Origin of the sequence: Stenotrophomonas sp. LM091 (assembly GCF_001806305.1) — a bacterium.
Taxonomy (GTDB): Bacteria; Pseudomonadota; Gammaproteobacteria; order Xanthomonadales; family Xanthomonadaceae; genus Stenotrophomonas; species Stenotrophomonas bentonitica_A.
This window is the reverse complement of record NZ_CP017483.1, coordinates 3458752-3484546: the sequence shown is the minus strand read 5'-3', so window position 1 is coordinate 3484546 and position 25795 is coordinate 3458752. Positions and strand designations below refer to the sequence as shown.

22 protein-coding genes are annotated in these 25795 nt (G+C 67.2%); 12 read left to right on the top strand and 10 right to left on the bottom strand.

The annotated features are described in order from the left end of the window. The first annotated feature begins 129 nt into the window (after positions 1 to 129). The 3 genes from dnaE to BIZ42_RS15345 all read left to right on the top strand — a co-directional run bounded on the left by dnaE (position 130) and on the right by BIZ42_RS15345 (position 5691). Positions 130 to 3711 (top strand): DNA polymerase III subunit alpha, encoded by a 3582-nt coding sequence (gene dnaE, locus BIZ42_RS15355; protein ID WP_070426934.1) that lies wholly within the window; start codon positions 130 to 132, stop codon positions 3709 to 3711. Between the two features lie 55 nt (positions 3712 to 3766). After that, positions 3767 to 4618 (top strand): hypothetical protein, encoded by an 852-nt coding sequence (locus BIZ42_RS15350; protein ID WP_237393604.1) that lies wholly within the window; start codon positions 3767 to 3769, stop codon positions 4616 to 4618. A 113-nt stretch (positions 4619 to 4731) separates the two neighbouring features. Further along, positions 4732 to 5691, top strand: a complete 960-nt coding sequence (locus BIZ42_RS15345) for an acetyl-CoA carboxylase carboxyltransferase subunit alpha (protein WP_019184412.1) — start codon at positions 4732 to 4734, stop codon at positions 5689 to 5691. A 222-nt stretch (positions 5692 to 5913) separates the two neighbouring features. Here the strand turns inward: BIZ42_RS15345 and BIZ42_RS15340 are convergent, their stop codons facing one another. Next, positions 5914 to 6369 (bottom strand): CopD family protein, encoded by a 456-nt coding sequence (locus tag BIZ42_RS15340; protein WP_019184413.1) that lies wholly within the window; start codon positions 6367 to 6369, stop codon positions 5914 to 5916. A 160-nt stretch (positions 6370 to 6529) separates the two neighbouring features. Between BIZ42_RS15340 and BIZ42_RS15335 the strand changes: the two genes are divergently transcribed. Beyond that, positions 6530 to 7126, top strand: coding sequence for a class I SAM-dependent methyltransferase (locus BIZ42_RS15335; RefSeq protein WP_070426933.1), 597 nt, complete (start codon positions 6530 to 6532; stop codon positions 7124 to 7126). 57 nt (positions 7127 to 7183) lie between these two features. Beyond that, entirely contained in the window at positions 7184 to 8539 is a 1356-nt protein-coding gene (gene phaZ / locus BIZ42_RS15330; protein WP_172838054.1) for a polyhydroxyalkanoate depolymerase, read from the top strand. A gap of 116 nt (positions 8540 to 8655) precedes the next feature. Here the strand turns inward: phaZ and BIZ42_RS15325 are convergent, their stop codons facing one another. From BIZ42_RS15325 to BIZ42_RS15315, 3 genes are all read right to left on the bottom strand, one after another. After that, complete coding sequence (locus BIZ42_RS15325) at positions 8656 to 9636, bottom strand: sensor domain-containing protein (RefSeq protein WP_070426931.1); 981 nt, start codon at positions 9634 to 9636, stop codon at positions 8656 to 8658. Continuing rightward, on the bottom strand, positions 9633 to 9998 hold the full coding sequence (locus BIZ42_RS15320) for a PadR family transcriptional regulator (RefSeq protein WP_070426930.1): 366 nt from the start codon (positions 9996 to 9998) through the stop codon (positions 9633 to 9635). The genes BIZ42_RS15325 and BIZ42_RS15320 overlap by 4 nt, the downstream gene beginning before the upstream one ends. A 229-nt stretch (positions 9999 to 10227) precedes the next feature. Beyond that, the gene (locus BIZ42_RS15315) at positions 10228 to 11724 is read right to left on the bottom strand and encodes a HEAT repeat domain-containing protein (protein ID WP_070426929.1); all 1497 of its coding nucleotides are present in this window, start codon (positions 11722 to 11724) and stop codon (positions 10228 to 10230) included. Between the two features lie 111 nt (positions 11725 to 11835). Here BIZ42_RS15315 and BIZ42_RS15310 point away from each other — a divergent pair, with 111 nt between their 5' ends. Next, on the top strand, positions 11836 to 12738 hold the full coding sequence (locus BIZ42_RS15310) for a peptidylprolyl isomerase (protein ID WP_070426928.1): 903 nt from the start codon (positions 11836 to 11838) through the stop codon (positions 12736 to 12738). Between the two features lie 79 nt (positions 12739 to 12817). Here the strand turns inward: BIZ42_RS15310 and BIZ42_RS15305 are convergent, their stop codons facing one another. Next, entirely contained in the window at positions 12818 to 13696 is an 879-nt protein-coding gene (locus BIZ42_RS15305) for a DMT family transporter (protein WP_070426927.1), read from the bottom strand. A gap of 159 nt (positions 13697 to 13855) precedes the next feature. Between BIZ42_RS15305 and BIZ42_RS15300 the strand changes: the two genes are divergently transcribed. Next, positions 13856 to 14806, top strand: coding sequence for a LysR substrate-binding domain-containing protein (locus BIZ42_RS15300; protein ID WP_070427562.1), 951 nt, complete (start codon positions 13856 to 13858; stop codon positions 14804 to 14806). Between the two features lie 87 nt (positions 14807 to 14893). Next, positions 14894 to 15187 (top strand): hypothetical protein, encoded by a 294-nt coding sequence (locus tag BIZ42_RS15295; protein ID WP_019184421.1) that lies wholly within the window; start codon positions 14894 to 14896, stop codon positions 15185 to 15187. A gap of 45 nt (positions 15188 to 15232) precedes the next feature. Here the strand turns inward: BIZ42_RS15295 and BIZ42_RS15290 are convergent, their stop codons facing one another. Continuing rightward, positions 15233 to 16003 (bottom strand): DUF4349 domain-containing protein, encoded by a 771-nt coding sequence (locus BIZ42_RS15290; protein ID WP_083279873.1) that lies wholly within the window; start codon positions 16001 to 16003, stop codon positions 15233 to 15235. A gap of 156 nt (positions 16004 to 16159) precedes the next feature. Here BIZ42_RS15290 and BIZ42_RS15285 point away from each other — a divergent pair, with 156 nt between their 5' ends. Next, on the top strand, positions 16160 to 17968 hold the full coding sequence (locus tag BIZ42_RS15285; protein WP_070426926.1) for a DUF885 domain-containing protein: 1809 nt from the start codon (positions 16160 to 16162) through the stop codon (positions 17966 to 17968). 128 nt (positions 17969 to 18096) lie between these two features. On the opposite strand, the gene smrA is transcribed toward BIZ42_RS15285, so the two are convergent. Together smrA and BIZ42_RS15275 are read right to left on the bottom strand one after the other, a co-directional pair. Further along, complete coding sequence (smrA, locus tag BIZ42_RS15280; protein WP_070426925.1) at positions 18097 to 19929, bottom strand: multidrug efflux ABC transporter SmrA; 1833 nt, start codon at positions 19927 to 19929, stop codon at positions 18097 to 18099. Between the two features lie 89 nt (positions 19930 to 20018). After that, positions 20019 to 21596 (bottom strand): serine hydrolase, encoded by a 1578-nt coding sequence (locus BIZ42_RS15275; protein ID WP_070426924.1) that lies wholly within the window; start codon positions 21594 to 21596, stop codon positions 20019 to 20021. A 111-nt stretch (positions 21597 to 21707) separates the two neighbouring features. On the opposite strand from BIZ42_RS15275, the gene BIZ42_RS15270 reads away from it, so the two are divergent. Both BIZ42_RS15270 and BIZ42_RS15265 read left to right on the top strand, forming a co-directional pair. Next, positions 21708 to 22148: a VOC family protein gene (locus tag BIZ42_RS15270; RefSeq protein WP_070426923.1), complete on the top strand. Its 441-nt coding sequence runs from the start codon at positions 21708 to 21710 to the stop codon at positions 22146 to 22148. Next, on the top strand, positions 22145 to 22963 hold the full coding sequence (locus BIZ42_RS15265) for a DUF72 domain-containing protein (protein WP_070426922.1): 819 nt from the start codon (positions 22145 to 22147) through the stop codon (positions 22961 to 22963). The genes BIZ42_RS15270 and BIZ42_RS15265 overlap by 4 nt, the downstream gene beginning before the upstream one ends. A 4-nt stretch (positions 22964 to 22967) precedes the next feature. On the opposite strand, the gene BIZ42_RS15260 is transcribed toward BIZ42_RS15265, so the two are convergent. Then, entirely contained in the window at positions 22968 to 23624 is a 657-nt protein-coding gene (locus BIZ42_RS15260; protein ID WP_070426921.1) for a Pr6Pr family membrane protein, read from the bottom strand. A gap of 77 nt (positions 23625 to 23701) precedes the next feature. Between BIZ42_RS15260 and BIZ42_RS15255 the strand changes: the two genes are divergently transcribed. Further along, complete coding sequence (locus tag BIZ42_RS15255; protein ID WP_019184429.1) at positions 23702 to 24649, top strand: DMT family transporter; 948 nt, start codon at positions 23702 to 23704, stop codon at positions 24647 to 24649. A 48-nt stretch (positions 24650 to 24697) separates the two neighbouring features. Here BIZ42_RS15255 and BIZ42_RS15250 read toward each other — a convergent pair whose 3' ends face one another. Further along, the gene (locus BIZ42_RS15250) at positions 24698 to 25768 is read right to left on the bottom strand and encodes a sensor domain-containing diguanylate cyclase (protein ID WP_070426920.1); all 1071 of its coding nucleotides are present in this window, start codon (positions 25766 to 25768) and stop codon (positions 24698 to 24700) included. Between the last annotated feature and the right edge of the window lie 27 nt (positions 25769 to 25795).

Sequence of the window (25795 nt, the reverse complement as noted above, 5' to 3'; positions counted from 1 at the left end):
CAGCGGTGGCGTCGGATGCCCCGGCAAACCTGAACCCCAGCGCCCGCCCGCGCCCCCGCAACACCCCTGTCAAGCCTTGTTAGCGTCCACCACCACCGCTACCCTGACCGGGCATCACATTGGTTCGGCATGTCCACTTCCCGTTTCGTACATCTCCACGTCCACACCGAATTTTCGCTGGCGGATTCGACCATCCGTGTCCCGGCGAAGCCGGATCAGGCTGACCCGAAAAAAGCCAAGCAGGCCAACCTGCTCAGCCGCGCGGTCGAACTGAAGCTGCCTGCACTGGCAGTGACGGATCTCAACAACCTGTTCGCGCTGGTCAAGTTCTACAAAGCCGCCGAAACCGTGGGCATCAAGCCCATCGCCGGCGCGGACATCATGATCGCCGAAGAAGGCATGACGCCCTGGCGCATGACCCTGCTCTGCCGCGACCGCGAAGGCTACCTCAGCCTCTCCAGGCTGCTCACCCGCGCCTGGATGGAAGGCCACCGCCCCGAAGGCGGCGTCGCTGTGCACCCGGAGTGGCTCAAAGCCGGCTGCCACAACCTGTTTGCACTGGCCGGCCGCGACAGCCTTGCCGGTCGCCTGGCCGGCGATGGCCGCCATGACCTGGCCGAGCAGCAACTGGCCGACTGGCAGCGCGTGTTCGGCGATGGCCTGCACCTGGAGCTGACCCGTACCGGCCGCGACGGCGAAGAAGCCTTCAACCAGTTCGCCCTGCAGGCCGCCGGCCAGCGCGGCCTGCCGGTGATCGCCAGCAACGATGTGCGCTTCCTGCAGCCGGAAGACTTCAACGCCCACGAAGCCCGCGTGTGCATCTCCTCCGGCCGCGTGCTGGACGACCCCAAGCGCCCGCGCGACTACAGCGACCAGCAGTACCTCAAGTCCGCCGAGGACATGTGCGCGCTGTTTGCCGACATCCCCGACGCGATCGACAACACGCTTGCGCTGGCCGAGCGCTGCAACATCGAAATGCGCCTGGGCACCTACTTCCTGCCCAACTACCCGGTGCCCGAGGACGAAACCCTCGACAGCTGGATCTGCAGCGAATCGCGCAAGGGCCTGGAAGCGCGCCTCGAAAAGAATCCGCTGGCGCCGGGCAAGACCCGCGCCGATTATTTCGAGCGCCTCGAGTTCGAACTGGCCACCATCATCAAGATGGGCTTCCCCGGCTACTTCCTGATCGTGGCCGACTTCATCCAGTGGGGAAAGAACCAGGGCATTCCGATCGGCCCGGGCCGCGGTTCCGGTGCCGGCTCGCTGGTCGCCTGGGCGCTGCAGATCACCGATCTGGATCCGATCCCGTACAACCTGCTGTTCGAGCGCTTCCTCAACCCCGAACGCGTGTCGATGCCCGACTTCGACATCGACTTCTGCATGGACCGCCGCGACGAGGTCATCGACTACGTCGCGCGTAAATACGGGCGTGACCGGGTCAGCCAGATCATCACCTACGGCACCATGGCGGCCAAGGCCGTGGTGCGCGACTCCGGCCGCGTGCTCGGCTTCCCGTACGGCCTGGTCGACGGCGTTTCCAAGCTGATCCCGAACATCCTGGGCATCTCGCTCAAGGATGCGATGGGCGAAGGCAAGGATTCGGAAATGGCCTCGCCGGAGCTGATCCAGCGCTACCATAACGAAGATGATGTCCGCGACCTGATCGACCTGGCACGCCAGCTCGAAGACCTCACCCGCAACGCCGGCAAGCACGCCGGCGGCGTGGTGATCGCGCCCGAGCCGCTGGCCGAATTCTGCCCGCTGTTCGCCGAACATGACGAAGGCGGCCGTGGCCGCAACCCGGTCACCCAGTTCGACAAGAACGACGTCGAAGAAATCGGCCTGGTGAAGTTCGACTTCCTCGGCCTGCGCACGCTGACCATCATCGACTGGGCGGTCAAGGCGATCAACAAGCGCCACGAACGCGCCGGCATTCCGCCGGTGGACATCACCGCGCTGCCGCTGGATGACGTCCCGACCTACAAGGACATCTTCGCCAACGGCAACACCGGCGCGGTATTCCAGTTCGAATCCTCGGGCATGCGCCGCCTGCTGAAGGACGCGCGCCCCGACCGCTTCGAAGACCTCATCGCGCTGGTGTCGCTGTACCGCCCCGGCCCGATGGACCTGATTCCCTCCTTCAACGCGCGTAAGCACGGGCAGGAAGAGATCATCTACCCCGATCCGCGCACCGAAGCGATCCTGAAAGACACCTACGGCATCATGGTGTACCAGGAGCAGGTGATGCAGATGGCGCAGATCGTGGGCGGTTACTCGCTCGGCGGCGCCGACCTGCTGCGCCGCGCGATGGGCAAGAAGGTGCCGGCCGAAATGGCCAAGCACCGCGAGATCTTCCGCGAAGGTGCGGCCAAGGACGGCGTCGTCGAAGCCAAGGCCGACGCGATCTTCGACCTGATGGAGAAGTTCGCCGGCTACGGCTTCAACAAGTCGCACGCCGCCGCCTACGCGCTGGTCAGCTACCAGACCGCCTGGCTCAAGCGCCATTACCCGGCCGAGTTCATGGCCGCGACGCTGTCCTCGGACATGGACAACACCGACAAGGTGGTCGGCTTCCTCGCCGAAGTGCGCAACCTCGGCCTGACCGTGCTGCCGCCGCGCGTGAACGAATCGGCCTACATGTTCGAAGCCTCCAGCGCCGACACCATCGTGTATGGCCTGGGCGCGATCAAGGGCGTCGGCCAAGGTGCCTGCGAAGCGATCGTGGAGGAACGCCAGCGTGGCGGCCGCTATGCATCGCTGCTGGATTTCTGCATGCGCGCCGAATCCGGCAAGCTCAACCGCCGCACGCTCGAAGCGATGATCAACTGCGGTGCGATGGACGGGCTCGGCAAGAACCGCGCTTCGCTGATGCTGCAGCTGCCCGAAGTGCTCAAGGCCACCGACCAGATGGCACGCGAGAAGGCCTCCGGCCAGAACTCGTTGTTCGGGGCGCCCGATCCGGTCACCACCGCGATGCAGCTGGAACTGCCCGAGGCCAAAGAGTGGGCGCTGGGCCAGCTGCTGGAAGGCGAACGCGAAACGCTGGGTTTCTACCTCAGCGGCCACCCGTTCGATCCCTACGCCGATGACGTCAAGGATCTGGTCGGCACCGACCTGGGCATGCTCGAGAAGCTGATCCCGCCGGCACGCCCGAGCAAGGATGGCGAGAAGCGTGCCTGGCGCCAGGAAACCCCGGTGATCCTCGCCGGCCTGGTGGTCGGGGTGCGCCGCAAGGGCGAGAGCCAGATCTTCATGCAGCTCGAAGACGGCAAGGGCCGCGTGGAGTGCAGCGCCTTCACCGATGGCCTGGCCGAGTTCGGCCACCTGATGACCAAGGACCGCATCCTGGTGGTCAAGGGCGGCCTGCGCGAAGACGAGTTCAACGGTGGCTACGCGCTGCGCATCCGCCAGGTCTGGGATTACGAAGACATCTGCGCCAACTACGCCACGCGCCTGTCGCTGCGGCTGGACCTGCGCCAGGACGGCGCCGTGTGGAACCGCATCAACGCCCTGCTCGACCGCCACCGCCCGGGCCGCACGCCGCTGCGCCTGGACCTGCTGCTCGGCTCGGCGCAGGGCCCGGTGGCCGGCATGCTCGATGTGGCCGGTGAGATCGCCGTGCGCGTGGACAGCCAGCTGGTCGATGCGCTGCGTGCCGACCCTGCGGTACGCACGGTGAAAGTGCGCTACAGCCCGCCCTGGGCGAACTGATTCTTTTTTTCTGTTGCAACACAGGTGTTTTGTTTTGATCAAGCGTTTTACCGGGCTGCTGATCGCAGCCGCTGCCCTCACCGGCTGTTCCAGCCCCGCCCAGACGTTCGAGATCGACAACCCGGGCGATACCCCGCTGACCCTGCGCATCGATGGCAACGAACTGCCGATCGCCGCGCACGCCTCGCGCCCGGTCAAGCTCAAGCCCGGTGAACATCATCTGCAGACCGAACGCCTCGGCGACGTGCGCTTCATCGTCTACGCCAAGGGCAAGGGTGGCCTGATCAACCCGACCCTGGCCGAGTACGTGATCGCCAACGAGATCTACGTCACCGGCGAAGACAAGCTGAAGAACTTCGGCGACCTGAACAACCAGATCGAGCTGGGCGGCGTCAACTTCGAGGGGCCGTACCAGAGTACCCACGCGCTGTTCATCGACAAGACGTGGACCTTCGGCGTCCACGAGCCGTTCCCCGAAGAGCAGACCGTGATGCACGTGGACGCCAGCGGCGGCCGGATCAACGCCAAGATCTTCACGGCCCCGGCCTTCATCGACTATGTCCAAGACAACCTGGGCGACCCCGGCGTCTATGCGCGCCACCAGCCCAAGGGCTATGTGGCGCCCACCTACACGCTGGAAGCCGCTCCGACCGCCCTGCCTGCGCTGGACCCGGCCTTCGAGGCCCATGCCGGCCCGCTGCGCGAGCTGTACACCCGCTACCTGCATGCCACCACCGCCGATGCGCAGCTGCAGCTCCAGCAGGAGGCCTTCCAGGCGCAGATGGCCTTCACCGCCGCGACCGCCACGCTTGGCTCGGGCCTGCCCAAGGAGGCCAACGAGGGCTACAACACCTTCGTGCAGACCCGCAGCAGGCTGATGGGCAGCGCGGCGCTGGTCGTGCCCTGACCTGACTGGCGCCCTTGGCCCCGCTGCGCTACCGTCGGTTTCCAGACGACGGCGTACGGGGCTTTTCGGCGCATTCGGCTACACTTTCCCTCTTTTCTTCACGACGGTTTCCGATGAATCCGAACTACCTCGACTTCGAGCAACCCATCGCTGATCTGGAGGCGAAGATCCAGGAACTGCGCAGCGCCAGCGCCGGACCTGCGGTCAATGTCGAGGCCGAGGTCAATGCCCTGCAGGACAAGCTGCGGGTGCGCACCGCGCAGATCTTCCGCAACCTGACCTCCTGGCAGGTCCTGCAGCTGGCCCGGCATCCGTCCCGCCCGTACACCGAGGACTACATCCGCATCATCTGCGATGAGTTCCAGGAACTGGCCGGCGATCGCGCCTTCGCCGACGACAAGGCGATCATCGGCGGCCTGGCCCGTATCGGTGGCCGCTCGGTGATGCTGATCGGCCATCAGAAGGGCCGCGACACCAAGGAAAAGATCAAGCGCAACTTCGGCATGCCCAAGCCGGAGGGCTACCGCAAGGCGCTGCGCCTGATGAAGATGGCCGAACGCTTCGGCCTGCCGGTGCTGACCCTGATCGACACCGCCGGTGCCTGGCCGGGCATCGACGCCGAATCGCGCGGCCAGTCCGAAGCGATCGCACGCAACCTGATGGAAATGGCCGAACTGAAGGTGCCGGTGGTCTGCACCGTCATCGGTGAAGGCGGCTCCGGTGGCGCACTGGCGCTGGGCGTGGGCGACCGCACCGTGATGCTGGAATACAGCGTCTATTCGACCATCAGCCCGGAAGGCTGCGCCTCGATCCTGTGGAAGGACCCGGCCAAGGCCAAGGATGCCGCCGAACAGCTCGGCCTGACCGCCCCGCGCCTGAAGAGCCTGGGCCTGGTGGACAAGGTCGTGCGTGAGCCCACCGGCGGCGCCCACCGCAACCCGAACCAGATGGCCAAACGCCTGAAGGCCGTGCTGCTCAACGAGCTGGACGTGCTGGAGAAGCTGCCGGTCGATGAGCTGCTGCAGAAGCGTTACGAGCGCCTGCGCAGCTACGGAACCTACGAAGTAGCCTGACCGGGCTGCGGCGGAAACGAAAAAGCCGGACGCGCGAGCGCCCGGCTTTTTTTGTGCTGCACGCCGACGGGCTGGCTCGGCGGTCGTGCCGGCCGCTGGCCGGCGCCTCCGTTATCCGGCATCCCCGGCATCCCCGTGAGCCGGCCAGCGGCCGGCACTACCCGGTTTCGCACGCGGGTCCGAGGCAGTTGGCCTGCGGCCGGCACCACCGCTGCGGATCGCTTAGAACGGCTTGGCGATCACCAGCCACACCACGCCGATGAACAGCACCAGCGGCAGCTCGTTGAACCAGCGCAGCGCGCGCGAGGACGGCAGCACCCTGCCCTTCACCGCGCCTTTCAACAGCCGGCCGGTCCACGAGTAGTACACCAGCAGCAGCACCACCAGGCCGAGCTTGGCATGCAGCCAGCCTGCCGCACCGGGGGCGACCATGGTCGGGAAGTCCGGAATCACGCGATAGCCCAGCCACAGCACCACGCCCAGGATCAGCGCAAGGCCGAACATCATGTGGCCGAACCTGTACAGGCGCAGGCCCATCAGCTGCAGCCGCTCGGTCACCGGCAGCTGGCCGGCGGTCTCGCTGAGGTTGACCAGGATCCGGGGCAGATAGAACACCGCCGCCATCCATGCCACCACGAACAGCAGGTGGAAGGTCTTGACCCAGTAATAGGACTGCATGCGCTTGCTCCCGCGGCTGGCGTAGGTTGGCCGCCATTCTCGCATGCCCGGTTGCGCCGCCCCACGGGTGGCCGACGCGACCCTTCGCCGCACCCCGGCTGCGCATCCGCGCGCGCCACACCGTACGATAGGCGCCGCTTTCGCCCACGTGCAGATCTTCATGGACAAAACCTACGACGCCGCCTACTTCCAGCGCTGGTACCAGCCTGACCAGACCGGTGGCGCCGCGCGCCTGGCGCGCAAGGTGGCACTCGCCGTGGCCAGTGCCGAGTACTACCTGGAACGCCCGATCCGCAGCGTGCTCGATATCGGCTGCGGCGAAGGCGCCTGGCGTGCGCCGCTGCTCAAGCTGCGCCCGCGCGTGCAGTACCTGGGGTTCGACAGCAGCGATTACGCGGTTTGCCGCTACGGCCGCAGCCGCAACCTGCACCCGGCCAGGGTCGGCGATTTCGCCTGGCTGCGCCCGTGCGCACCGGTCGATCTGCTGATCTGTTCGGATGTGATGCACTACGTGCCCAGCCGCGAACTGCGCCCGGCCTTGGAAGGCTTCGCCGAACTCACCGCCGGCGTCGCGTTCCTGGAGGCGTTCACCGCCGAGGATGACTTCGATGGCGACCATGAAGGCTTCCAGGCACGTCCGGCGCGCTGGTACCGCAGCCAGCTCAAGCGGGTCGGATTCACCGCGTTGGGCTCGCATTGCTGGTTGTCGCCCGCACTGTCCGGACAGGCGGCGGCACTGGAACGCGGCGCGCCTTGAGTCTCGATAACAATTGAGACAGCCCCCGCATTAACGCGCCCGCGCGACGGGTGCGCTATGCTGCGCGGCAACATAAGACCATACATATCGGACGTCATGCTATATCAGCTGCATGAGTTGACCCGCAACCTGCTCGCCCCGTGGGTGCACCAGGCCCAGGCCAACGCGAAGTTCTTCGCCAATCAAGGTCATTGGTGGTCGCAGATGCCCGGCGCGGATCGCCTGGCCGCTGTGAACGAGCTGTTCCACCGCATCGGCAAGGATTACGAGAAGCCCGAATGGGGCATCAACGAGATCGATGTCGAGGGCGAGCGCGTGCCGATCGTCGTCCACGAAGAGGTCAGCAAGCCGTTCTGCAAGCTGCTGCGCTTCAAGCGCCACAGCAACGAAGCCGACCAGCTGCACACCATGCTCAACCAGCCGTTCGTGCTGGTGGTGGCGCCGTTGTCCGGCCACCACGCCACGCTGTTGCGCGATACCGTGCGCACCCTGCTGCGCGACCACCGCGTGTACGTGACCGACTGGGTCGATGCGCGCATGGTGCCCGGCAGCGAAGGCGAGTTCGGGCTGGAGGATTACATCGCCTATGTGCAGGAATTCATCCGCCACCTCGGCGCGGAGAAGCTGCACGTGGTCAGCGTCTGCCAGCCGACCGTGCCGGTGCTCGCCGCCGTCTCGCTGATGGCCAGCCGTGGTGAAGCCACGCCGCGTTCGCTGGTGATGATGGGCGGCCCGATCGATGCGCGCTGCAGCCCGACCGCGGTCAACAACCTGGCCACGCAGAACCCGATGTCGTGGTTCGAAAACAACGTCATCCACACCGTGCCGGCCACCTTCCCGGGTGCAGGCCGCCGCGTGTATCCCGGCTTCCTGCAGCATGCCGGTTTCCTGTCGATGAACCCGAGCCGCCATTTCAGTTCGCACTGGGATTTCTATGCCGACCTGGTCAAGGGCGACATGGAAGATGCCGACGCGCACCGGCGTTTCTACGACGAGTACAACGCTGTGCTCGACATGCCGGCCAAGTATTACCTCGACACCATCCGCGTGGTCTTCCAGGAGTTCCTGCTGCCGCGCGGCGAGTGGTACGTGCAGGGGGAACGCGTGGATCCCAGCGCGATCACCGGCACCGCGCTGCTGAGCATCGAAGGCGAGCTGGACGATATCGCCGGCCTTGGCCAGACCGAAGCGGCGCAGGAACTGTGCACCGGCATTCCGGCTGCGCACCGCGAGCATTTCATCGTGGAAGGCGCCGGCCATTACGGCATTTTCAGCGGCCGCCGCTGGCGCGAAACCGTCTACCCGAAGGTGCGTGATTTCTTCGCCGCCCATGCGCAGACCGTGGCCAGCAAGCCGAAGAAGGCCGCGAAGATCGCGAGCAACGTCACGCCGCTGCGGCGTAAAGCCGGCTGACGCCAACGCAATATGCGGTAGTGCCGGCCGCTGGCCGGCACTACCGGATCCTCGGGTTCTGCAGCGCCGGTAGGTGGCGACCGTTGGTCGTCACCCTCGCCATCCTCGTGTCCCGTTTACAACCGCACCAGCAGATGCTTGGCCATCATCCCGTGCAGGCGGCCGATGCCGCGGGCCAGGTGCAGCGTGGCGAACAGCAGCAGCACGCCGACTACGGCCAGCAGGGGCGTGACCCAGACCGGCAGCATCTGGATGCCGTCGATGTGGATGCCCACGTAGTCGCTGGAGAACAGCGCCGCCACCGGCGCCCAGATGAAGCCGATCGAGGTCGACAGCAGCGTGGTGGCGATCGTGAAGTAGACGATGCCCAGCGGCAGCATCAGCACGAAGTACAGCAGGGTCAGCCAGGTCCGCCCGTCGGTGAACATGTCGCCGATGCGCTGCAGCCAAGTGCGGCTGCGGTCGGAGTACGTCGGCCGGCGCGGCATGCGCTCGCCCAGCAGCGCTTCCACCAGCCGCCCTTCCAGCAGTGACAGCCCGCGCACCGAACCGAAGAACAACACCGCCACCGGGATGCCGATGATCAGCACCATCAGGCCCAGCGACAGCGACAGCCCGGTCACCACCCAGGTGAAGAAGAACGTGCCGGTGGCCAGCGACAGCAGCATGTAGAACAGCGCGCCGTAGGTGCGGGCCTCCAGTGCGACACCGAAGAAGCTGGCCAGCGCAGAGCGCGGCCTGGGCGGGGCATGCGGGGGCGGCACGGCGCCCATGCCGGGGCCGCTGGGCGCGGCCTGGCGCAGCGGTGCCGCGCCGGCGCTCGGCGTGCGCAGCGCGCGGTTCACCGTGATCTCGGTTTCGCGGTAGATCTCGGCCACCTCTTCCGGCGCGCCGTAGCTGCCGGCGACATCGGCGATCACCTCGGCCTCGCTGCGGCCCGGCTGCGCGGCCAGTTCCGAGCGCAGGTATTCCTCGGCGTCGTAGAGCGCGTCCTGCACCATCGCCGGATCGGCGTCGTGCAGTGCCGCACGCAGCTGCGCCAGATACGCGGGAATGGTGGTCGGCAAGGCCCGACCGGCCACGGATTCGATGTTCATTCGGTTACCCCTTCCAGGACGGAATCGACGGAATCACGGGTGGCACGCCACGCGGCGGTCCAGTGCCTGAGCACTTCGCGCCCCGTGTCATTGATGCGGTAATAGCGACGCGGCGGACCGGCCACCGACGGTTCAACATGGCTTTCCAGCAACCCGGCCCCTTCCAGGTTGCGCAGCACCGGGTACAGCGCGCTCTGCTTGCCGCTCAGCACCCCCTCGCCGACCCGCTCCAGCTCCTTGGCGATCAGGTAGCCGTACAGCGGCTCGCCCGCCCTGGCCAGCACCGCCAGCAAGGCCAGGGAGACCGTGCCGGAGCTGAGCTCTTTCTGGAACTTCTTGAGATGGATCTCGTGGTCGCTCATGGCGGTCTCCGCTAGCGTGGAGTCCACACTAGTCCGAAGTTCGCTATAGCGGATGTGTCGTTAGTCACCGTGCCGGTTGGGAGTCCGTCGGCCACCTGCCTGCCCGGCACAGCTCTCCGCCAACCGGCTTGCATCTCTGGAAAGCGAATCCCTCTCCTGTCTGCCCTCGCCCACCTCGCTGTTGCTCTGGGAGTTCAGCGCTGCCTTCGTCAGCAACAGCGAGCGGGTTTCAAGCCTGGCGTATTGCAGCGAGCACCTGCGCGGCGGCCGGATCCGCCAGGGCGTGGCTGCCCTCTTCAAGGCGGCTGACCAACGCCTGCCGACGAGCGGCCCCCAGTGGCGAGTAGCGCCGGCTCACCCGAAGCCAGTTTTCCACCAGTTGCAGGTGCCAGGCACGCTCCTCGGGGCGCTGCGGTACTGCGTCCAGCAGCAGATCGAGGTGCTGCCACAAGGGCAGCATCGGCAACTGTCCGAGCAGGCCAGACTGCGCCACGGGCGAAGGACCGTCGTGACAGAACGCCAGGAGCCGCGCCGGATCCAGCTCGATTGCCCACAGTGCTGTCGCGCCCGCCAACAGCTGGTTCACCGTCCGTCCTGGCGCTTCCAGCGCCACACGCAAGAACGCGAGACTGGCGCCGCCATCGGCCCGTAGCCAGCCGCGCAGACAGTTGCGTTGATGACGCGCCGATACTTGGGGCAGCAGGGTGCGCAATTCATGCACATCGCCAGCCTCGGCATGATCGCCAAGAGCCTCCAGTGCCTCGCGCCAGCGCCCGCGAGTACGGTGCTTGAGCTCGTCGCGCCACAATTGGATTGCAGGGGTAGCCTGACGCTGTTGAAGCAACCACGCCGCCAACCTGCGCACGCTGCGCGAACCGTCGAACACAGCAGCGTCGATGTACGCATCGAGGCCAGGCACTTCGCGTTCGACCAGCGCGCGCAGTGCCGCGCCACGCACCCTGCTCGAGGGGGCGGACAATGCGAGGACGCATTGCGCTTCCACCTGTGCGGGCTCGCCGTGTTTCAGAAGGTGGTCAAGCGCCAGATGCGAAACATGTGGATCACTGTCCAGTAGCGCGCGTGCGCGCAGTTTCGCCTGGTCCGGATGGATCTCCAGAGCGATGGCGTAGGCCGCCAGCCGGGTTCGTGCATCGGTATGGCCCAAGAGTCCTTCCAGTACGACCTGAGCAGAGGGCGATGACAGCCAGGCGAACAGGGTTCCCTCAAGCCAGTCCCGCTGCACGCGCTGCGCATCCCGCAAGCGGACTGCAATCGGCCAGGCCGCCAGCACGTGCTGCACCGAGCACTTCCCGAGGAGAGTCATCACCACCTCCTGTGCTACGAAACGCACCTCGTCCACCCAGTCATTGCAGCGGAGCAAGGCACAGGACAGGGTCAGATGGCCGGGCACCGAACGCATCTTCCGGAGCGCAGCCTCGCGCGTGTGACCATTGCCATCGGAGCCCGCCAGGAACAGTGCCACCGCCTGTACTTCAACCGGCGCATCCGGACAAGCCTGCAGGCAAGCGAGCAGTCCATCATCGTTGGGGGCCCACCAACTGCGTCGACGCTCATCAAGATCGAACAGGCCCCGTGGCGGCAACGCCTGCAGCCAGCACACGCGGTCTACAGCTTCTTCGACGACCCCCTTCAGGATCGGGTCGATCATCACGCGCAGTGCGGCTTCAGGCGCTTCCAGGTGCGACATCACATCGCGCGCTTTCATGGGGAGGATGACCATCTTGCCGCATACGCATCGATCGGGCCAGCACGCCACCGTGGCGCAGGCGCGCACTCTCGCGCAGAATCAGGACCTCGTTCATGTTCCGGGGATCCCATGCCACAGCATTGCCGCCTTGCCCTGACCGCCCTCGCCCTGGCCTGCCTGCTGCCCCCCCTGGCCAGTGCGGCCACGCCCTACCGCAGCCCGCAGCAGATTCTGGACGCCTCGCCGGACAGCGACTGGCGCACACCGGACCCGGCCAACCTGCTGTACATGAACCTGCCCACTGGCCGGGTCATCATCGAGCTGGCCCCGGCATTCGCGCCGCAGCACGTGGCCAACATCCAGACGATGGCCCACGAGCACTTCTGGGATGGCGAAAGCATCTACCGCGCGCAGGACAACTTCGTGGTGCAGTTCGGCGATGCCGACGCTGATGATGCCGCCAAGGCAAAGCCGCTCGGCAGCGCCAAACGCAAGCTCCCGGCCGAGTTCCAGCGCGACAGCAAGGGGCTCACGGTCAGCCTCCTTCCCGACCGTGACGGCTGGGCCGACCAGACCGGCTTTGTCGATGGCTTCCCGGTGGGACAGGACCGCAAGGACGGCAAGACCTGGCTGGCGCATTGCTATGGCGCGCTGGGCGCTGGTCGCAACAACGAGGAAGACAGCAGCATCGGTGCCGAGCTGTACGTCGTGACCGGGCAGTCACCGCGCCAGCTGGACCGCAACATCACCCTGGTCGGCCGCGTGCTGCAGGGCATGGAGCTGCTCAGCGCGCTGCCGCGTGGACCGGCACCGATGGGCTTCTACACCGACCCGGCGCAGCGCACCGCGATCCAGTCGATCCAGCGCGCCAGCGATGTCCCGGCTGCGCAGCGACCCAGACTGCAGGTGCTGCGCACCGACTCCAGGACCTTCGCCGAGGCGACCGAAGCGCGCCGCAACCGCGTCGACGATTTCTACAAGCGCCCGGCCGGCCACATCGACCTGTGCAACATCCCGGTGCCGGTGCGCTGAGGATGAGATAACCGACGCGTCAGCGTCCGGATGCCTCGGTGGAGCCACCCCATGGGTGGCTGCACGCGGCCCCGACGGCCTATCGCTGCGACACCGCCACGCTCCCAAGAATCAACACGCCCGCGATGACCATCGCGCCGGTCACCGGTTCGCCCAGGAACAGCCAGGCGAACAGGGCGCCGAACATCGGCACCAGGTAGGTCACGGTCGAAGCGCGGGCCGGGCCGATGCGGGCGATCAGGCGGTAGAACATCAGGAACGCCAGACCGGTGCAGACCACGCCCAGCGCGATCGCGCAGGCCCAGGACAGCATCGGGATCGGTGCGGCCGGCCAGTGGGTCAGCGCCATCGGCAGCAGCAGGATCGCCGCGCAGCCCAGCGTGGCACCGGCAGAGGCGGCCGGCGGCAGGCCGGTCATGTGGCGCTTCACCAGGTTGACGCCCAGCCCGTACAGCAACGCGGCCAGCGCACCGGCGACCACCGCTGCGCCGATGCTCAGCCCGGCGACCTTGGCCGTGGCCAGCACGACCACGCCGGCAAAGCCGACCAGCAGGGCGATCGCGCGGCGCACGCCGATCTTTTCGCCGAAGAACAGGAAGGCGATCAGGGCGGCAAACAGCACCGTCATCGCGTTGCAGATCGCCCCGATCGCGGCCGGGGCGCGTTGTGCGGCCCAGGCGAACAGCACGAACGGAATGGCCGAGTTGATCACCCCGATGGGCGCCAACCACAACCAGCGCCGCGCCGGGAACTGCGCCCGCGCCTGCCACAGGAACGGCAGCAGCACCAAGGCGCCAAGCAGCAGCCGTACCTCCACCAGCGCGTAGGGCCCGAAGGCGGGCACGGCCACGCGCATGAACAGGAACGAGCAGCCCCAGATCGCGCCGAGCACGGTCAACTCCAGCGGCGTGCGCCAATCACGATCCACGCTGCCCGCGGCGAGCGGCGTCCCGCTCACGCCGGGTCTCCGCAAGGACGCTGACACGCTGGGGTAGCGGTAAAGGACGGCAACATGCGCGTGGATCCGGAGAGGAAGGGCGACAGCATCCGCCTGCCATCGCGCGCCCACAAGCGCGTAGTATCCGTGCAAGCCACAAATATGATTTGGGTCTCGACCATGATCCTTCGCCCTGCCCTGCTGCCCGCGCTGGGGGTGTTCGCGGTGGCTGCACGCCATCAGAATTTCGCCCATGCCGCCCAGGAGCTGCACCTGACCGCCAGCGCGGTCAGCCACCATGTGCGCCGGCTGGAAGAGCTGCTGGGCACGGTCCTGTTCCAGCGCCACGCGCGCGGCGTGCGGCTGACCGCCGAGGGACGCCAATTGGCCGATGCGGCGGCCGCCGCGCTGAGCGATCTCAATGCCGTGGCCGGCAACCTCCACCCGCAGGCGGACATCGTGCCGCTGCGGGTCACCACCATCCGCTCGCTGTCGTACTGCTGGCTGATCCCGCGGTTGCCGCGCTTCACCCGACAGCATCCACGCATGCGCATCGAGCTGCAGACCAGCACGGAGCTGGTGCGCTTCGACGAGAGCGGCCCGGAGCTGGGCATCCGTTACGGCCTGGGCCAGTGGCCGGGCATGACCGCGCACCACCTGATGGACGACGAACTCTGCCCGGTCGCCTCGCCGGCATTGGCGGGGGTTTCGGCACTGCGCGACGCCGCGCAGATCGCCGCGCTGCCCCTGCTCAGCGACATGTCCCCGCAAGGCTGGCGCGACTGGTTCCGCGCTGCCGGTGTCCGCGGCCTGGACCTGCCCTCGCTGCACACCTTCAGCGACAGCACCGATGCGATGCGCGCGGCGGTGTACGGCATCGGCGCGGTGCTGGCGCGCAAGCACATCGCGCAACCCTATCTGCAGCGTTACGAACTGGTGCGCCTGCCTGGCCCTGCGCTCAAGGCACGCTACGCGTACTACGTGGTGCACGCCGACCACCGAGCGCTCAGCCCGACCGCGCAGGCCTTCATGGATTGGCTCAAGCGCGAAGCGCTGGATGAGCGCACCCCGCTGCCGGCCCTGCCTGACGAACTGTTGGGCCTGCCACCCGCCGACCCGAGGCGCGACTGAACCGGACACCACGGCCCAGCGCGCATCCTCACCCGACCTTTTCCGACCGCTGGCTAGGCTGGAGTCCCTTTCCCCGAGGCTCACCCCATGGCCCTGTTGCGACTGCGAATCACCGGCACCGAAGACGATGCACGTGCCATCACCGACCTGCTGCAGAGCATCGAGGGGATCGAACACGTCGAAGAAACCGACGACCTGATGCCGCACATGGACGACGACGATTCCAGCTCGGCCGGCCTGTCCGATGACATCGGCCCGGGCACCCACGAACTGGAAGTGGAAGTCGGCAATGCGCTCGGCGCCCAGCGCGTGCGCGACGCCGTGCAGGAACTGGCGCTGGAGCTGGACGTCTTCGTGGAATACGAGCAGGACGAAGGCTGACTCGACCGTCGTGCCGCGCTGTCACGCGCGGCACGACAGGCAGGCTCAGCGTGCGGCCGCCGCAGCCTTGCGTCGCTTGCGGCGACGCCACAGCGCCACGACCACGGCACCGACTGCCCAGGCCACCACGCCAACCGGCAGCAGCGCGGCAACCGCGCGGATCACGAACGCGATGCTGGTGGTGACGATCGAGCCGAACTCACTGACCGCCTTGCCGATCTCGCTGCGGCTGCGCTGCCCGGCCGGGCCTTCGAAGCGCATCGTAACCAGTTGGGTATCGATCCGGCGACGCTGCTGCGCGGCGTCCTTGTTGGCCTGCTCCAGCCCCGCTTCAATCTCGGCCATGCGCTGTGAGACCGCCAACAGATCGGCAACCTTCATGTCGCTGCGCTGCTGGTACGCCTGCAACTGGGCATGCTCCTTCTGCAGCCGCGCCTGGGTCAGCGCGGTATCGGCCACCTGCTGGGCAAGATCTTCGGCATGGGTATTGCGCGAGGCCACATCGCCGCCTTCACCGGCCAGGGCGATGATCGGCTCGACACCCTTGGGCGCGATGCGCACGCGGATCGAGCCGGAGCGGGTCTCACCGCCCTCTTCGCCCACCTGCAGCACGGCGCAGTCGCCGAACCGGTTGCTCTGGCACGCCTCGGACACGGCCTTGACCCGCTCGCTGATGCGCTTGGCATCGAGCTGGATGCGGAGGTCATGTTCATAGGCCAGGAACGCACCCTCCGGCGAGGCGACCGCCCCGGCGGCCGCATCGGCCGCGTAATCCTGTCCGCCGCGGCCACAGGCCACCAGGCCCAACAACAGCATCCCTGCCAGCCCGGCGCGGGCCCGTCGTGTCCATCCAGTCACAGTGCAGCTCCAGTCAATGCGGTGATCTTCACGGCGCATGGTAATCCAATGGCACGGGGACAACGGGGGCCATCGGCCCTATGCTCGGGGATTGTCCCCAGTACAGGAACACCGATGCGCCAGCATCTGCTTGCCCTCGCCCTGATCGCCGCCCTTGGTGGCTGCCAGCAGGCCGACTCCCCTGCGCCCGCCACCGGCACCGAAGCGGCTGCCCCCGCCGGCGATGCCGCGGTCGATACGGCCTTCGCCGATCTGTCCAAGCGCGCCCTGGACACATGGATGCAGCTGTCCCCGATCAGCGCCACGCAGATCGGCGACCACCGCTATGACAGCGAGATCGATGACCTGAGCGCCGCCGGCCAGCAGAAAGTGCTGACCGCGTACAAGGCCCTGCTCGCCGACCTGGACAGGATCGACGTGAGCAAGCTCTCGCGCGAGAACCAGGTGGACGCGGCGATCCTGCGCAACCAGCTGCAGTCCGAAGTGTGGACCGCCGAAGTGCTGCAGTCGCCGAAATGGGACCCGCAGATGTACAACGGCATGGCCGGCAGCGCGCTGTACGGCCTGATGGCGCGTGAGTTCGCGCCGCTGCCCGAGCGCCTGAAGTCGGCCACCGCGCGCATGGAGAAGCTGCCGCAGATCTTCGCCCAGGCCCGTGAGAACCTGGACCCGGCCCGCGTGCCGAAGATCCATGCCGAAACCGTGGCCAAGCAGAACCGCGGCATCCTGAGCATCGTCGATACCTTCATCACCCCGCACATCGGCGAACTCCCCGCCGAGGACCAGAAGCGCCTGCAGGCGGCGATCGAGGGCCTGAAGAAGGCCGTCGAGGAGCAGCAGACCTGGCTGGACAAGACCCTGGTGCCGAATGCCAAGGGCGACTTCCGCATCGGCGCGGACCTGTATGACCAGAAGCTCAAGTTCGCGCTGAACTCCTCGCTGTCGCGTGCCGAGATCGGCGAGCGCGCGCGTGCCGAACTCAAGCGCGTGCGCCAGGACATGTACGGCATCGCGCAGACCGTGCTCAAGGACAAGCCGGGCGCCCCGGCGCTGCCGGCCAACCCGAGTGACGAGCAGCAGCAGGCGGCGATCGAAGCCGCGCTGGAGCTGGCCTATGCCGACAAGCCGGCCCGCGACAAGGTCGTCGACGACGCCAAGGCCGCGCTGGAACAGTCCACCGAATTCGTGCGCAAGCATGACCTGATGACGCTGCCGGATTCACCGGTGGACATCATCCTGATGCCGGAATTCCAGCGCGGCGTGGCCGTGGCCTACTGCGATTCGCCGGGCCCGCTCGACAAGAACTTGAAGACCTTCTACGCGGTCTCGCCGATTCCCGACGACTGGACCGACAAACAGGTCGATTCGTTCCTGCGCGAATACAACAGCCGCATGATCCACCTGCTGAGCATCCACGAGGGCACCCCGGGCCACTACCTGGAAGGCTGGCACTCGGGCAAGTTCCCCTCCACGCTGCGCGCGGTGCTGCGTTCGGGCCTGTTTGCCGAAGGCTGGGCGGTCTACACCGAGCGGATGATGCAGGAGCAGGGTTACCTGGACAACGATCCGCTGTTCCACCTGGTGCAGCTGAAGTTCTACCTGCGCACCATCTCCAACGCGATCCTGGACCAGGGCGTGCACGTGGACAACTGGACGCGCGAGCAGGCGATGCACCTGATGACCCACGACGCCTTCCAGCAGGAAAGCGAAGCCTCGGGCAAGTGGGTGCGTGCGCAGCTGACCTCCGCGCAGCTGCCGACCTACTTCGTGGGTGCGCAGGAGCACTTCGACACGCGCAAGGCCGTGCAGGACAAGCAGGGGGCCAAGTTCAACCTGAAGGCCTACCACGACCAGATGCTGTCCTATGGCGCGCCGCCGGTGCGTTTCGCGCGCCAGCTGATGCTGGACCAGCCGATCGAATAAGTACTGCCTGGTTCCTCGTCAGACAGGCAAACGGCCCGGGGTGACCCGGGCCGTTTCTTTATCTGCACAGCGCCCGTGGATGCAGGTAACAGGCACGTGGGGCGAGTGCGACGTGGGTGAATCGAGGGTTACGCGTCGGCGGCCACGAATCCACCGGTCTGCCGCGCCCACAGGCGGGCATACAAGCCGCCCGCCGCGATCAGTTCGGTGTGCGTGCCGGTCTCCACGATGCGGCCCTGGTCCATCACCACCAGCCGGTCCATGCGCGCGATCGTGGACAACCGGTGCGCGATCGCGATCACTGTCTTGCCGGTCATCAGTTCGTCCAGGTTGTCCTGGATCGCCGCTTCCACTTCCGAATCCAGCGCCGAGGTCGCCTCGTCCAGCACAAGAATCGGCGCGTCCTTGAGCAGCACCCGCGCGATCGCGATGCGCTGGCGCTGGCCACCGGACAGCTTCACCCCGCGCTCGCCGACGTGCGCATCGTAACCCTGCCGTCCTTCGCCATCACGCAGGGTGTCGATGAAGGCCGACGCCCGTGCCTTGGCCACCGCGGCATGCAGCTGTTCCTCGGTGGCGTCCGGGCGGCCGTAAAGCAGGTTGTCGCGGATCGAGCGGTGCAGCAGCGAGGTGTCCTGGGTGACCACGCCGATCTGCCGGCGCAGGCTTTCCTGGGTCACGCCGGCGATGTCCTGGCCGTCGATGCGGATCTGCCCGCTCTCCAGGTCGTACAGCCGCAGCAGCACGTTGACCAGGGTCGACTTGCCGGCACCGGAGGGGCCGACCAGACCGATCTTTTCACCGGGCTTCACCTGCAGGTCCAGCCCGGCGATCACGCCACCGCTTTTGCCGTAGTGGAAGTGGATGTGATCGAAATGCACGGCGCCCTGGCTGACCACCAGCGGCACGGCATCGGCGCGGTCCTGCACGGTGAGCGGCTGGGAGATGGTGGTGATGCCGTCCTGCACCGTGCCGATATCCTCGAAGATGCCGTTGATCGTCCACATGATCCAGCCGGACATGTTGTGGATGCGGATCACCAGGCCGGTGGCCAGGGTGATCGCGCCGACCGTGATGTGCCCGCCGTTCCACAGCCACAGCGCCAGGCCGCAGGTGCCCACGATGAGGAAGCCGTTGACGATGGCGATGGTGACTTCCAGCCCGGTGGTGACCCGGGTCTGGCCGCGGTGCTTGACCGCCAGTTCGTCGATCGCCTCGGCCACGTAGGCCTGCTCGCGGCCGCCATGGGCGAACAGCTTCAGCGTGGGCACGTTGGTGTAGCCATCCACGATGCGGCCCATCGCCTTGGAGCGCGCCTCCGAGGCGATCCACGCGCGCTCTTTGGCCCGCGGCACGAAGTACCACATGATCACCGCATAGCCGGCCATCCACAGCCCCAGCGGAATCATCAGCCGCCAGTCGGCCTGCGCGAACAGGTACAGCGCGGTGCCGGTGTAGACGATGATGTACCAGAGCGAATCGACCATCTGCACGGCCGATTCGCGCAGCGAGGTACCGGTCTGCATGACCCGGTTGGCCATGCTGCCGGCGAAATCATTCTGGAAGAAGCTCAGGCTCTGCCGCACCACGTAGTTGTGCATCAGCCAGCGCGAGCGGTTGCTCAACCCCGGCACGATCGCCTGGTTGACCAGCAGGCTGTGCAGCGAGACCAGCAGCGGCCGCGCAATCAGGGTGATGCCGGCCATCCACATCAGCGTGTTGGCATGCCGGGCGAAGAAGTCGCTGCCGGGCTGCTCGGCGACCATGTCGACGATGCGGCCCAGGAAATCGAACATCGCCACTTCCACCAGCGCCAGCAGCAGCCCGGCGATCAACGTGGCCAGCAGCACCGGCCACACCGGACGCAGATAGTGGATGTAGAACGGCACCACCTTGCGCGGCGGCATGCGCCCATCGATCGGCGGGAAAACCGGAATCAGCGATTCGAACCAGCGGAACATCGCAGTGCACCGAAAACAAAACAGGCCGCGATTATCCCACCGCGGCCTGCCCTTTTACTCTCACCTCCATCACACGCCGGCGACTGGGTTCAGCCCTTGGTGTCCGGCGCGATCGGGGTCAGCAGCAGGTCCTGGAAATCGAAGCTGAAATCGGTCAGCGACGACACCGCCTGCATGCGCACTTCGCGGACCTTGCCGTCCGGATCCAGGCTGAAATTCACGAAGGCATCGGCATTGAGCGAACGGTCGTCCCAGCGCACCAGGAAGGTGTCGTGCTGCCAATGTTCCAGCGTGCCGATCAACTGCGCGGTCCTGCCGAAGCGCAGGCGCAGTTTGCCGCCCTGCTGTTCAACGAATACGTCGCCGTACCACGCGTCGCGGTAACCGCCCGCGTAGCGTGCCAGCGGCAGCGACGGCGTGGACTTCGCATCGCGCGCCGCCTGGTGCCTGGCCCAGCCCTCGTCCGCCTTCTCCTGCGACTTGGCCACGGCGGCCGCATAGGCGGCGACCCAGTCGGTGGCCGGCGCCTGCAGGTAGGCATCCAGCGCTTCCATGGTGATTGCGTTGAAGGCGGCACCCACTTCCTGATTGGTCAGCACCACGATGCCGAGCTTGTGCTCCGGCACCAGGGTCACGCGCGAGACCATGCCCGGCCAGCCGCCGGTGTGCCAGACCAGCTTCTGGCCACGGTAATCACTCAGGCTCCAGCCCTCGCCATAACCGGCGAAATTCGGCCGTGCCGCCGCAAGCTGCGGCACGCTCGGCTCGGGCACGACCTGCGGGGTGATCATCTGCCACATCGCCTGCTGGGTCTTGGCGGTGAACAGCGGCTGGCCGTTCTCCAGCGTGCCCTGGGCCAATTGCACGTTCATCCAGCGCGCCATGTCATGCACGCTGGAATAGATGCCGCCGGCGCCGGCATTGTTGGACCAGGTCAGCGGTGCGACGGTGCGCAGCTGGCTGAAATCGTACTTGGCATGACCGACCGCGGCGTTGTCGCCGGGCTGGAGGTGATCGGCGTTGTAACGCGTGCCGCGCATCCCCACCGGGGTGAAGATGTGCTGCTGCAGAAAGTCCGCATAGGTCTGCCCGGACACCTGTTCGATCACCTGCTGGGCGACCGCGTAGAGAATGTTGTCGTAGGCGTAGCGATCACGGAACCCGGCCTTGAGCGGCACCTTGCCCAGACGCTGCACCACCTCTTTGTTGCTGTAGGAGGTGGTCGGCCAGAACAGCAGGTCGCCCGCGCCCAGGCTCAAGCCACTGCGATGCGAGAGCAGATCGCGGATCCGCATTTCACCGGTCACATACGGATCGGACATGCGGAAGCCCGGCAGATGATCGATCACGCGATCGTCCATCTTCAGCTTGCCCTGCTCGGCCAGCAGGTTCAGCGAGGTCGCGGTGAACGCCTTGGTGTTGGAGGCAATCGCGAACAGCGTGTCGGCCTGGACCGGCGCCGGCTTGCCCAGCTCGCGCACACCGTAACCGCGTTCCATCACGACCTTGCCGTCCTTGACCACCGCCACGGCGACGCCGGGGATGTCGAACTCGGCGCGGGCCCGTTCGATGGTGGCGTCCAGCCGCTGCAGTTCGGCCGGCACGGCGGCCGATGCCAAGGGTGCGCATGCGAGCAGCACGGCGCCTCCGATCCAGGATGTGTTCAAGCAGTGTCTCCGGTTGCGTGTGGCGGGGGCGTCGAAGATGCCGATGCCCCGGTTTCGCACGATGGTAACGCGGGCCGGATCAGGCTCGCCTGTGCCAGAAGGAGGCCCGCCATGACCGCGCCCGCGCAGACCACCGCTACGATCATTCCCTGCCTGCGCTATCGCGATGCACACGCCGCCATTGCCTGGCTGCAGCGCGCGTTCGGGTTCCAGCAACAGACGTTGTACGGCGAGGGCGATATCGTCCACCACGCCCAGCTGGTGTATGGCCACGGCATGATCATGCTCGGCTCGGTCGACAACGCCAGCGAATGGGGCCGCTACAACGTGCACCCCGATGAGGTCGGCGGCCGCCAGACCCAGACGGCCTGCGTGATCGTGGCCGATCTGGATGCGCATCATGCGCGCGCGGTTGCCGCCGGCGCCCGGATCGTGATCGACATCGCCGACCAGCCCTATGGCGGCCGTGGCTATGCCTGCCGCGATCCGGAGGGCTACCTGTGGTGGTTCGGCAGCTACGACCCGTGGGCCGGCCACGCGGGCGGCGCATGAGCGCACCGCCCGGCATCATCCGCACCGGTATCGGCGGCTGGGTCTTCCCGGCGTGGCGTGGTGGCACCTTCTATCCGGCCGGGATGCCGCAGCGCGAAGAGCTGGCCTATGCCAGCGAGCAGCTCGGCTGCATTGAAATCAACAGCACCTTCTACCGCGCGCAGAAGCCGGCCATCTATGCACAGTGGCGCGAGCAGACGCCCGAGGGTTTCCGCTTCTCGGCCAAGGCGCCGCGCACGATCACCCAGACCCATGACCTGACCACCGTCGGCGAACGTGCCGAGCGCTTCATCGAGGGCATCAGCGCGCTGGAGGACCGGCTGGGGCCGCTGATCTGGCAGTTCGGTGAGAACCATCCGGCCGCCGCGGCCGAGTTCGATGCGTTCCTGGGCATGCTTCCGCGCAAGGTTGGCGGCGAGCGCCTGCAGCACGCGCTGGAGGTGCGCAACCCGGCTGCCTGGACACCGGACCTGCTGGCTGCTGCCCGGGCCCACGGCGCCGCGCTGGTGTTCAGCGGCGCGGACGATTACCCCAGCTTCGCCGACCCGACCGCGGACTTCATCTATGCGCGGCTGATGCGCTCACGCGCCAACCTGCGTGCCGGCTATCCAGCGCGGGCGATGGAGCAGTGGTGCCTGCGTGCGATGCGCTGGGCGCGCGGCGAGGACAATGCAGACCTGCCCCACCTCGCCGCCGACGTGCCCGCGCAGTCGCCGCGCGAGGTGTATGTGCTGTTCATTGGCGCCGCCAAGCAGCGCAATCCCGGCGCGGCGATGGCCCTGCGCGACCAGCTGCGGCAGCTCGGCGGCGGCTGACCGTTCACCGCTGCCGGCGGCGCGCCGCGAGCGCCGCATCCAGCCACCACAGCAGGGCACCGGCCACAATGAACACCACCGCCACGGCCAGCACATTGCGCGCGACCAAGCCGATGCCCAGCGCGCCCAGGTCCAGGAAGGGGTACGGGTACTGCCCGCTGAGCCGCCCGACCAGCAGCGCCCAGCCCAGGTAAACGATCGGAATCGCCAGAACGCCGGCCAGCCCGCGCCGAGGCAGCCGGCCGTGCGGCCCGGCCAGCCAGCCCAGCAGATACATCACGGGCACCGCGTAATGCAGGCCGGCATCGGCCCACCATTGCGCGCCCTGCGGGTGCCACAGCGGACGCAGGATGATCACGTAGATCAACCCGGTGATGCCGATGAACAGCGCCACTGCCACGCGCGGGACCGGCGCGGCCAGGCCAGTGCGACGGCCGCAGGCCAGGGCAACGCAGACCACGGCCACCCCGATGTTGCTGAGGATGGTGAAGTAGCCCAGGTAGCGCAGCGTCGCCTCCGCTGCACCCTGGCCGGGGATGCGCAGCAGCAGGTGGTACTGCAGCAGCAGCGAGGCCACTGCGACCACGGCGGTGAGGCCGGCCCACGCGCGCAGCGCGGGTGGCGTTGTGGGGGCAAGGGAATCGCTGTGCAGAGGTGTCATGGGCGCAGGATGCCACGGCCTGGAAAAGATCACGTGGAAGGCGTCCGCCACGTCGCGGCTTGTCGCACAATACGCCGATGCCGATGACCGATACCCGCAGAGCCCTGCTGCAAATCCATTTCTGTGTGCTGCTGTGGGGCGTCACCGCCATCCTCGGCAAGCTGATCACCCTGCCCGCCCTGCCCCTGGTGTGGTGGCGCATGCTGCTGGTGGTGGCCATGCTGGCGCTGGTGCCACGGGTGTGGCGCGGGCTGCGGCAACTCTCGCCGCGATTGGTCGCCGGGTACTGCGGCGTCGGTGCGCTGGTCGCGCTGCATTGGCTCACCTTCTATGGCGCGGTGAAACTGGCCAATGCCTCGGTGGCCGCGACCTGCATCGCGCTGGCGCCGGTGTTCACGGCGGTGATCGAACCGTGGGTGGCCAAGCGACCCTTCCAGTTCCGCGAGCTGGCCTTCGGCATCCTGGTGCTGCCCGGCGTCGCACTGGTGGTGGGGGGCGTTCCCGATGGCATGCGCCTGGGCGTGCTGATCGGCGCACTGTCGGCATTGCTGGTGGCCGTCTTCGGCTCGCTCAACAAGCGCCTGGTCAGCCATGCCGACCCGCTCACCGTGACCGCGCTGGAACTCGGCGCGGGCACGCTCACCCTGACCCTGCTGGCGCCGGTGCTGCCCTTCCTGCTGCCGGCGCTGGCCAGCGACCTGTGGGTGATCCCGGACCTGCACGATGGCCTGCTGCTGTTGGCCCTGGCCGGTCTCTGCACGCTGCTGCCGTTTGCGCTGGCCCTGGTCGCGCTGCGCCACATCAGCGCCTACACCTCCCAGCTGGTGACCAATCTGGAACCGGTCTACGCCATCCTGCTGGCGATGGTGCTGCTCAGCGAGCAGCGTGAGCTGACGCCGCTGTTCTATGCCGGCGTGGCGATCATCGTCGGGGCGGTGTTCCTGCACCCGCTGCTCAACCGCCGCCGGAAGGTGCAGCACCCGGAAATCCTGGCAACCTCGGAAGCGCGCAACATCGCCGATTGAGCGCGCGTACCGGCCAACACCCGGCACGCCAGGGATAGGCCGTGCGCTTCAGTCGGCGCGCAGGACCCGGTTGCGGCCCTCGCCCTTGGCCCGGTACAACGCCGCGTCGGCCCGTGCGAGGGTCTGCTCGATCGCATCGCCGTGGCGGTGCGCGGCCACCCCGATGCTGATCGTCAACGGCAGGCCCAGTGGCAGGTCGGCCACCGCCATGCGCAGGAAATCACACTGCAGCTCAGCGGTAGCCAGCGGCGTATCGGGCATCAGCACCACGAATTCTTCGCCACCGTACCGCGCGGCCAGGCCGTGCCCGGCGAAATGCGCACGCAGCAGCCGGGCCAGTTCGGCCAGCACGTGATCGCCGGTGGCATGGCCGTAAAGATCGTTGACGGTCTTGAAGTGATCGATGTCCAGCAGGGCGACGGCCGTGGCGCGTGGCTGGCCGTCGGCGTCCACCACCGCCGCTTCCAGCGCAGTGCTCATCGCACGGCGGTTCGGCAGGCCGGTGAGCGGGTCGGTGCGGCTCTGTTCGGCCAGGTCGGCGTTCTGCTGTTCCAGCAGTTCGTTGTACTCGGCCAGGCGCTGCTCGTACCAGGCGCGGTCGGTCATGTGCTGCTGTATCTCGTGCGCGTAGCGGCGCAGCTCCATCACCAGCGAGACCTGCCGGGACAACGCGGACAAGGCATCGCGCTGGCCCGGGCTGAGCTGCCGGGGCGCCGCATCGAACACGCACAGAGTGCCAAGTGGCAGCCCCTCGCTGCTCAGCAGCGGCGCACCGGCGTAGAAGCGGACGTGCGGGTCATCGACCACCACCGGGTTGTCGAAGAAGCGCGGATCGTTGCGCGCATCCTCGACCACCATCACCTGGTCCGGCTGCAGGATGGCGTGGCCGCAGAAGGAGATGTCGCGACTGGTTTCGGCGCCCTCCAGCAGCTGGCGCGCTTTGAACCACTGGCGGTCCTGGTCGACCAGGGTGACCGCGCCCATGCGCGTGCCGCACAACGCCGTGGCGATCGTGACCAGATCGTCGAACGACCGCTCGCGGGGGGAATCCAGGATCTGGTAGCGCTGCAGCGCCAGCAGGCGCTGCGCTTCGTTGTCCGGCTTGGACGGCTTGATCATCGTGGCAGGCAGTAGCGTGTGCCCGCG

Excerpts from the sequence above, each read along its gene's own strand:
- BIZ42_RS15340 (WP_019184413.1), bottom strand. The coding sequence starts at position 6,369 with ATGCAGTCCTATTACTGGGTCAAGACCTTCCACCTGCTGTTCGTGGTG.
- BIZ42_RS15290 (WP_083279873.1), bottom strand. The coding sequence starts at position 16,003 with ATGCTGTTGTTGGGCCTGGTGGCCTGTGGCCGCGGCGGACAGGATTAC.
- BIZ42_RS15325 (WP_070426931.1), bottom strand. The coding sequence starts at position 9,636 with ATGAACATCGAATCCGTGGCCGGTCGGGCCTTGCCGACCACCATTCCC.
- BIZ42_RS15265 (WP_070426922.1), top strand. The coding sequence starts at position 22,145 with ATGAGCGCACCGCCCGGCATCATCCGCACCGGTATCGGCGGCTGGGTC.
- BIZ42_RS15270 (WP_070426923.1), top strand. The coding sequence starts at position 21,708 with ATGACCGCGCCCGCGCAGACCACCGCTACGATCATTCCCTGCCTGCGC.
- BIZ42_RS15285 (WP_070426926.1), top strand. The coding sequence starts at position 16,160 with ATGCGCCAGCATCTGCTTGCCCTCGCCCTGATCGCCGCCCTTGGTGGC.
- BIZ42_RS15295 (WP_019184421.1), top strand. The coding sequence starts at position 14,894 with ATGGCCCTGTTGCGACTGCGAATCACCGGCACCGAAGACGATGCACGT.
- BIZ42_RS15320 (WP_070426930.1), bottom strand. The coding sequence starts at position 9,998 with ATGAGCGACCACGAGATCCATCTCAAGAAGTTCCAGAAAGAGCTCAGC.
- dnaE (WP_070426934.1), top strand. The coding sequence starts at position 130 with ATGTCCACTTCCCGTTTCGTACATCTCCACGTCCACACCGAATTTTCG.
- BIZ42_RS15315 (WP_070426929.1), bottom strand. The coding sequence starts at position 11,724 with ATGAAAGCGCGCGATGTGATGTCGCACCTGGAAGCGCCTGAAGCCGCA.
- phaZ (WP_172838054.1), top strand. The coding sequence starts at position 7,184 with ATGCTGCGCGGCAACATAAGACCATACATATCGGACGTCATGCTATAT.
- BIZ42_RS15310 (WP_070426928.1), top strand. The coding sequence starts at position 11,836 with ATGCCACAGCATTGCCGCCTTGCCCTGACCGCCCTCGCCCTGGCCTGC.
- BIZ42_RS15255 (WP_019184429.1), top strand. The coding sequence starts at position 23,702 with ATGCCGATGACCGATACCCGCAGAGCCCTGCTGCAAATCCATTTCTGT.
- BIZ42_RS15300 (WP_070427562.1), top strand. The coding sequence starts at position 13,856 with ATGATCCTTCGCCCTGCCCTGCTGCCCGCGCTGGGGGTGTTCGCGGTG.
- BIZ42_RS15345 (WP_019184412.1), top strand. The coding sequence starts at position 4,732 with ATGAATCCGAACTACCTCGACTTCGAGCAACCCATCGCTGATCTGGAG.
- BIZ42_RS15260 (WP_070426921.1), bottom strand. The coding sequence starts at position 23,624 with ATGACACCTCTGCACAGCGATTCCCTTGCCCCCACAACGCCACCCGCG.
- smrA (WP_070426925.1), bottom strand. The coding sequence starts at position 19,929 with ATGTTCCGCTGGTTCGAATCGCTGATTCCGGTTTTCCCGCCGATCGAT.
- BIZ42_RS15335 (WP_070426933.1), top strand. The coding sequence starts at position 6,530 with ATGGACAAAACCTACGACGCCGCCTACTTCCAGCGCTGGTACCAGCCT.
- BIZ42_RS15250 (WP_070426920.1), bottom strand. The coding sequence starts at position 25,768 with ATGATCAAGCCGTCCAAGCCGGACAACGAAGCGCAGCGCCTGCTGGCG.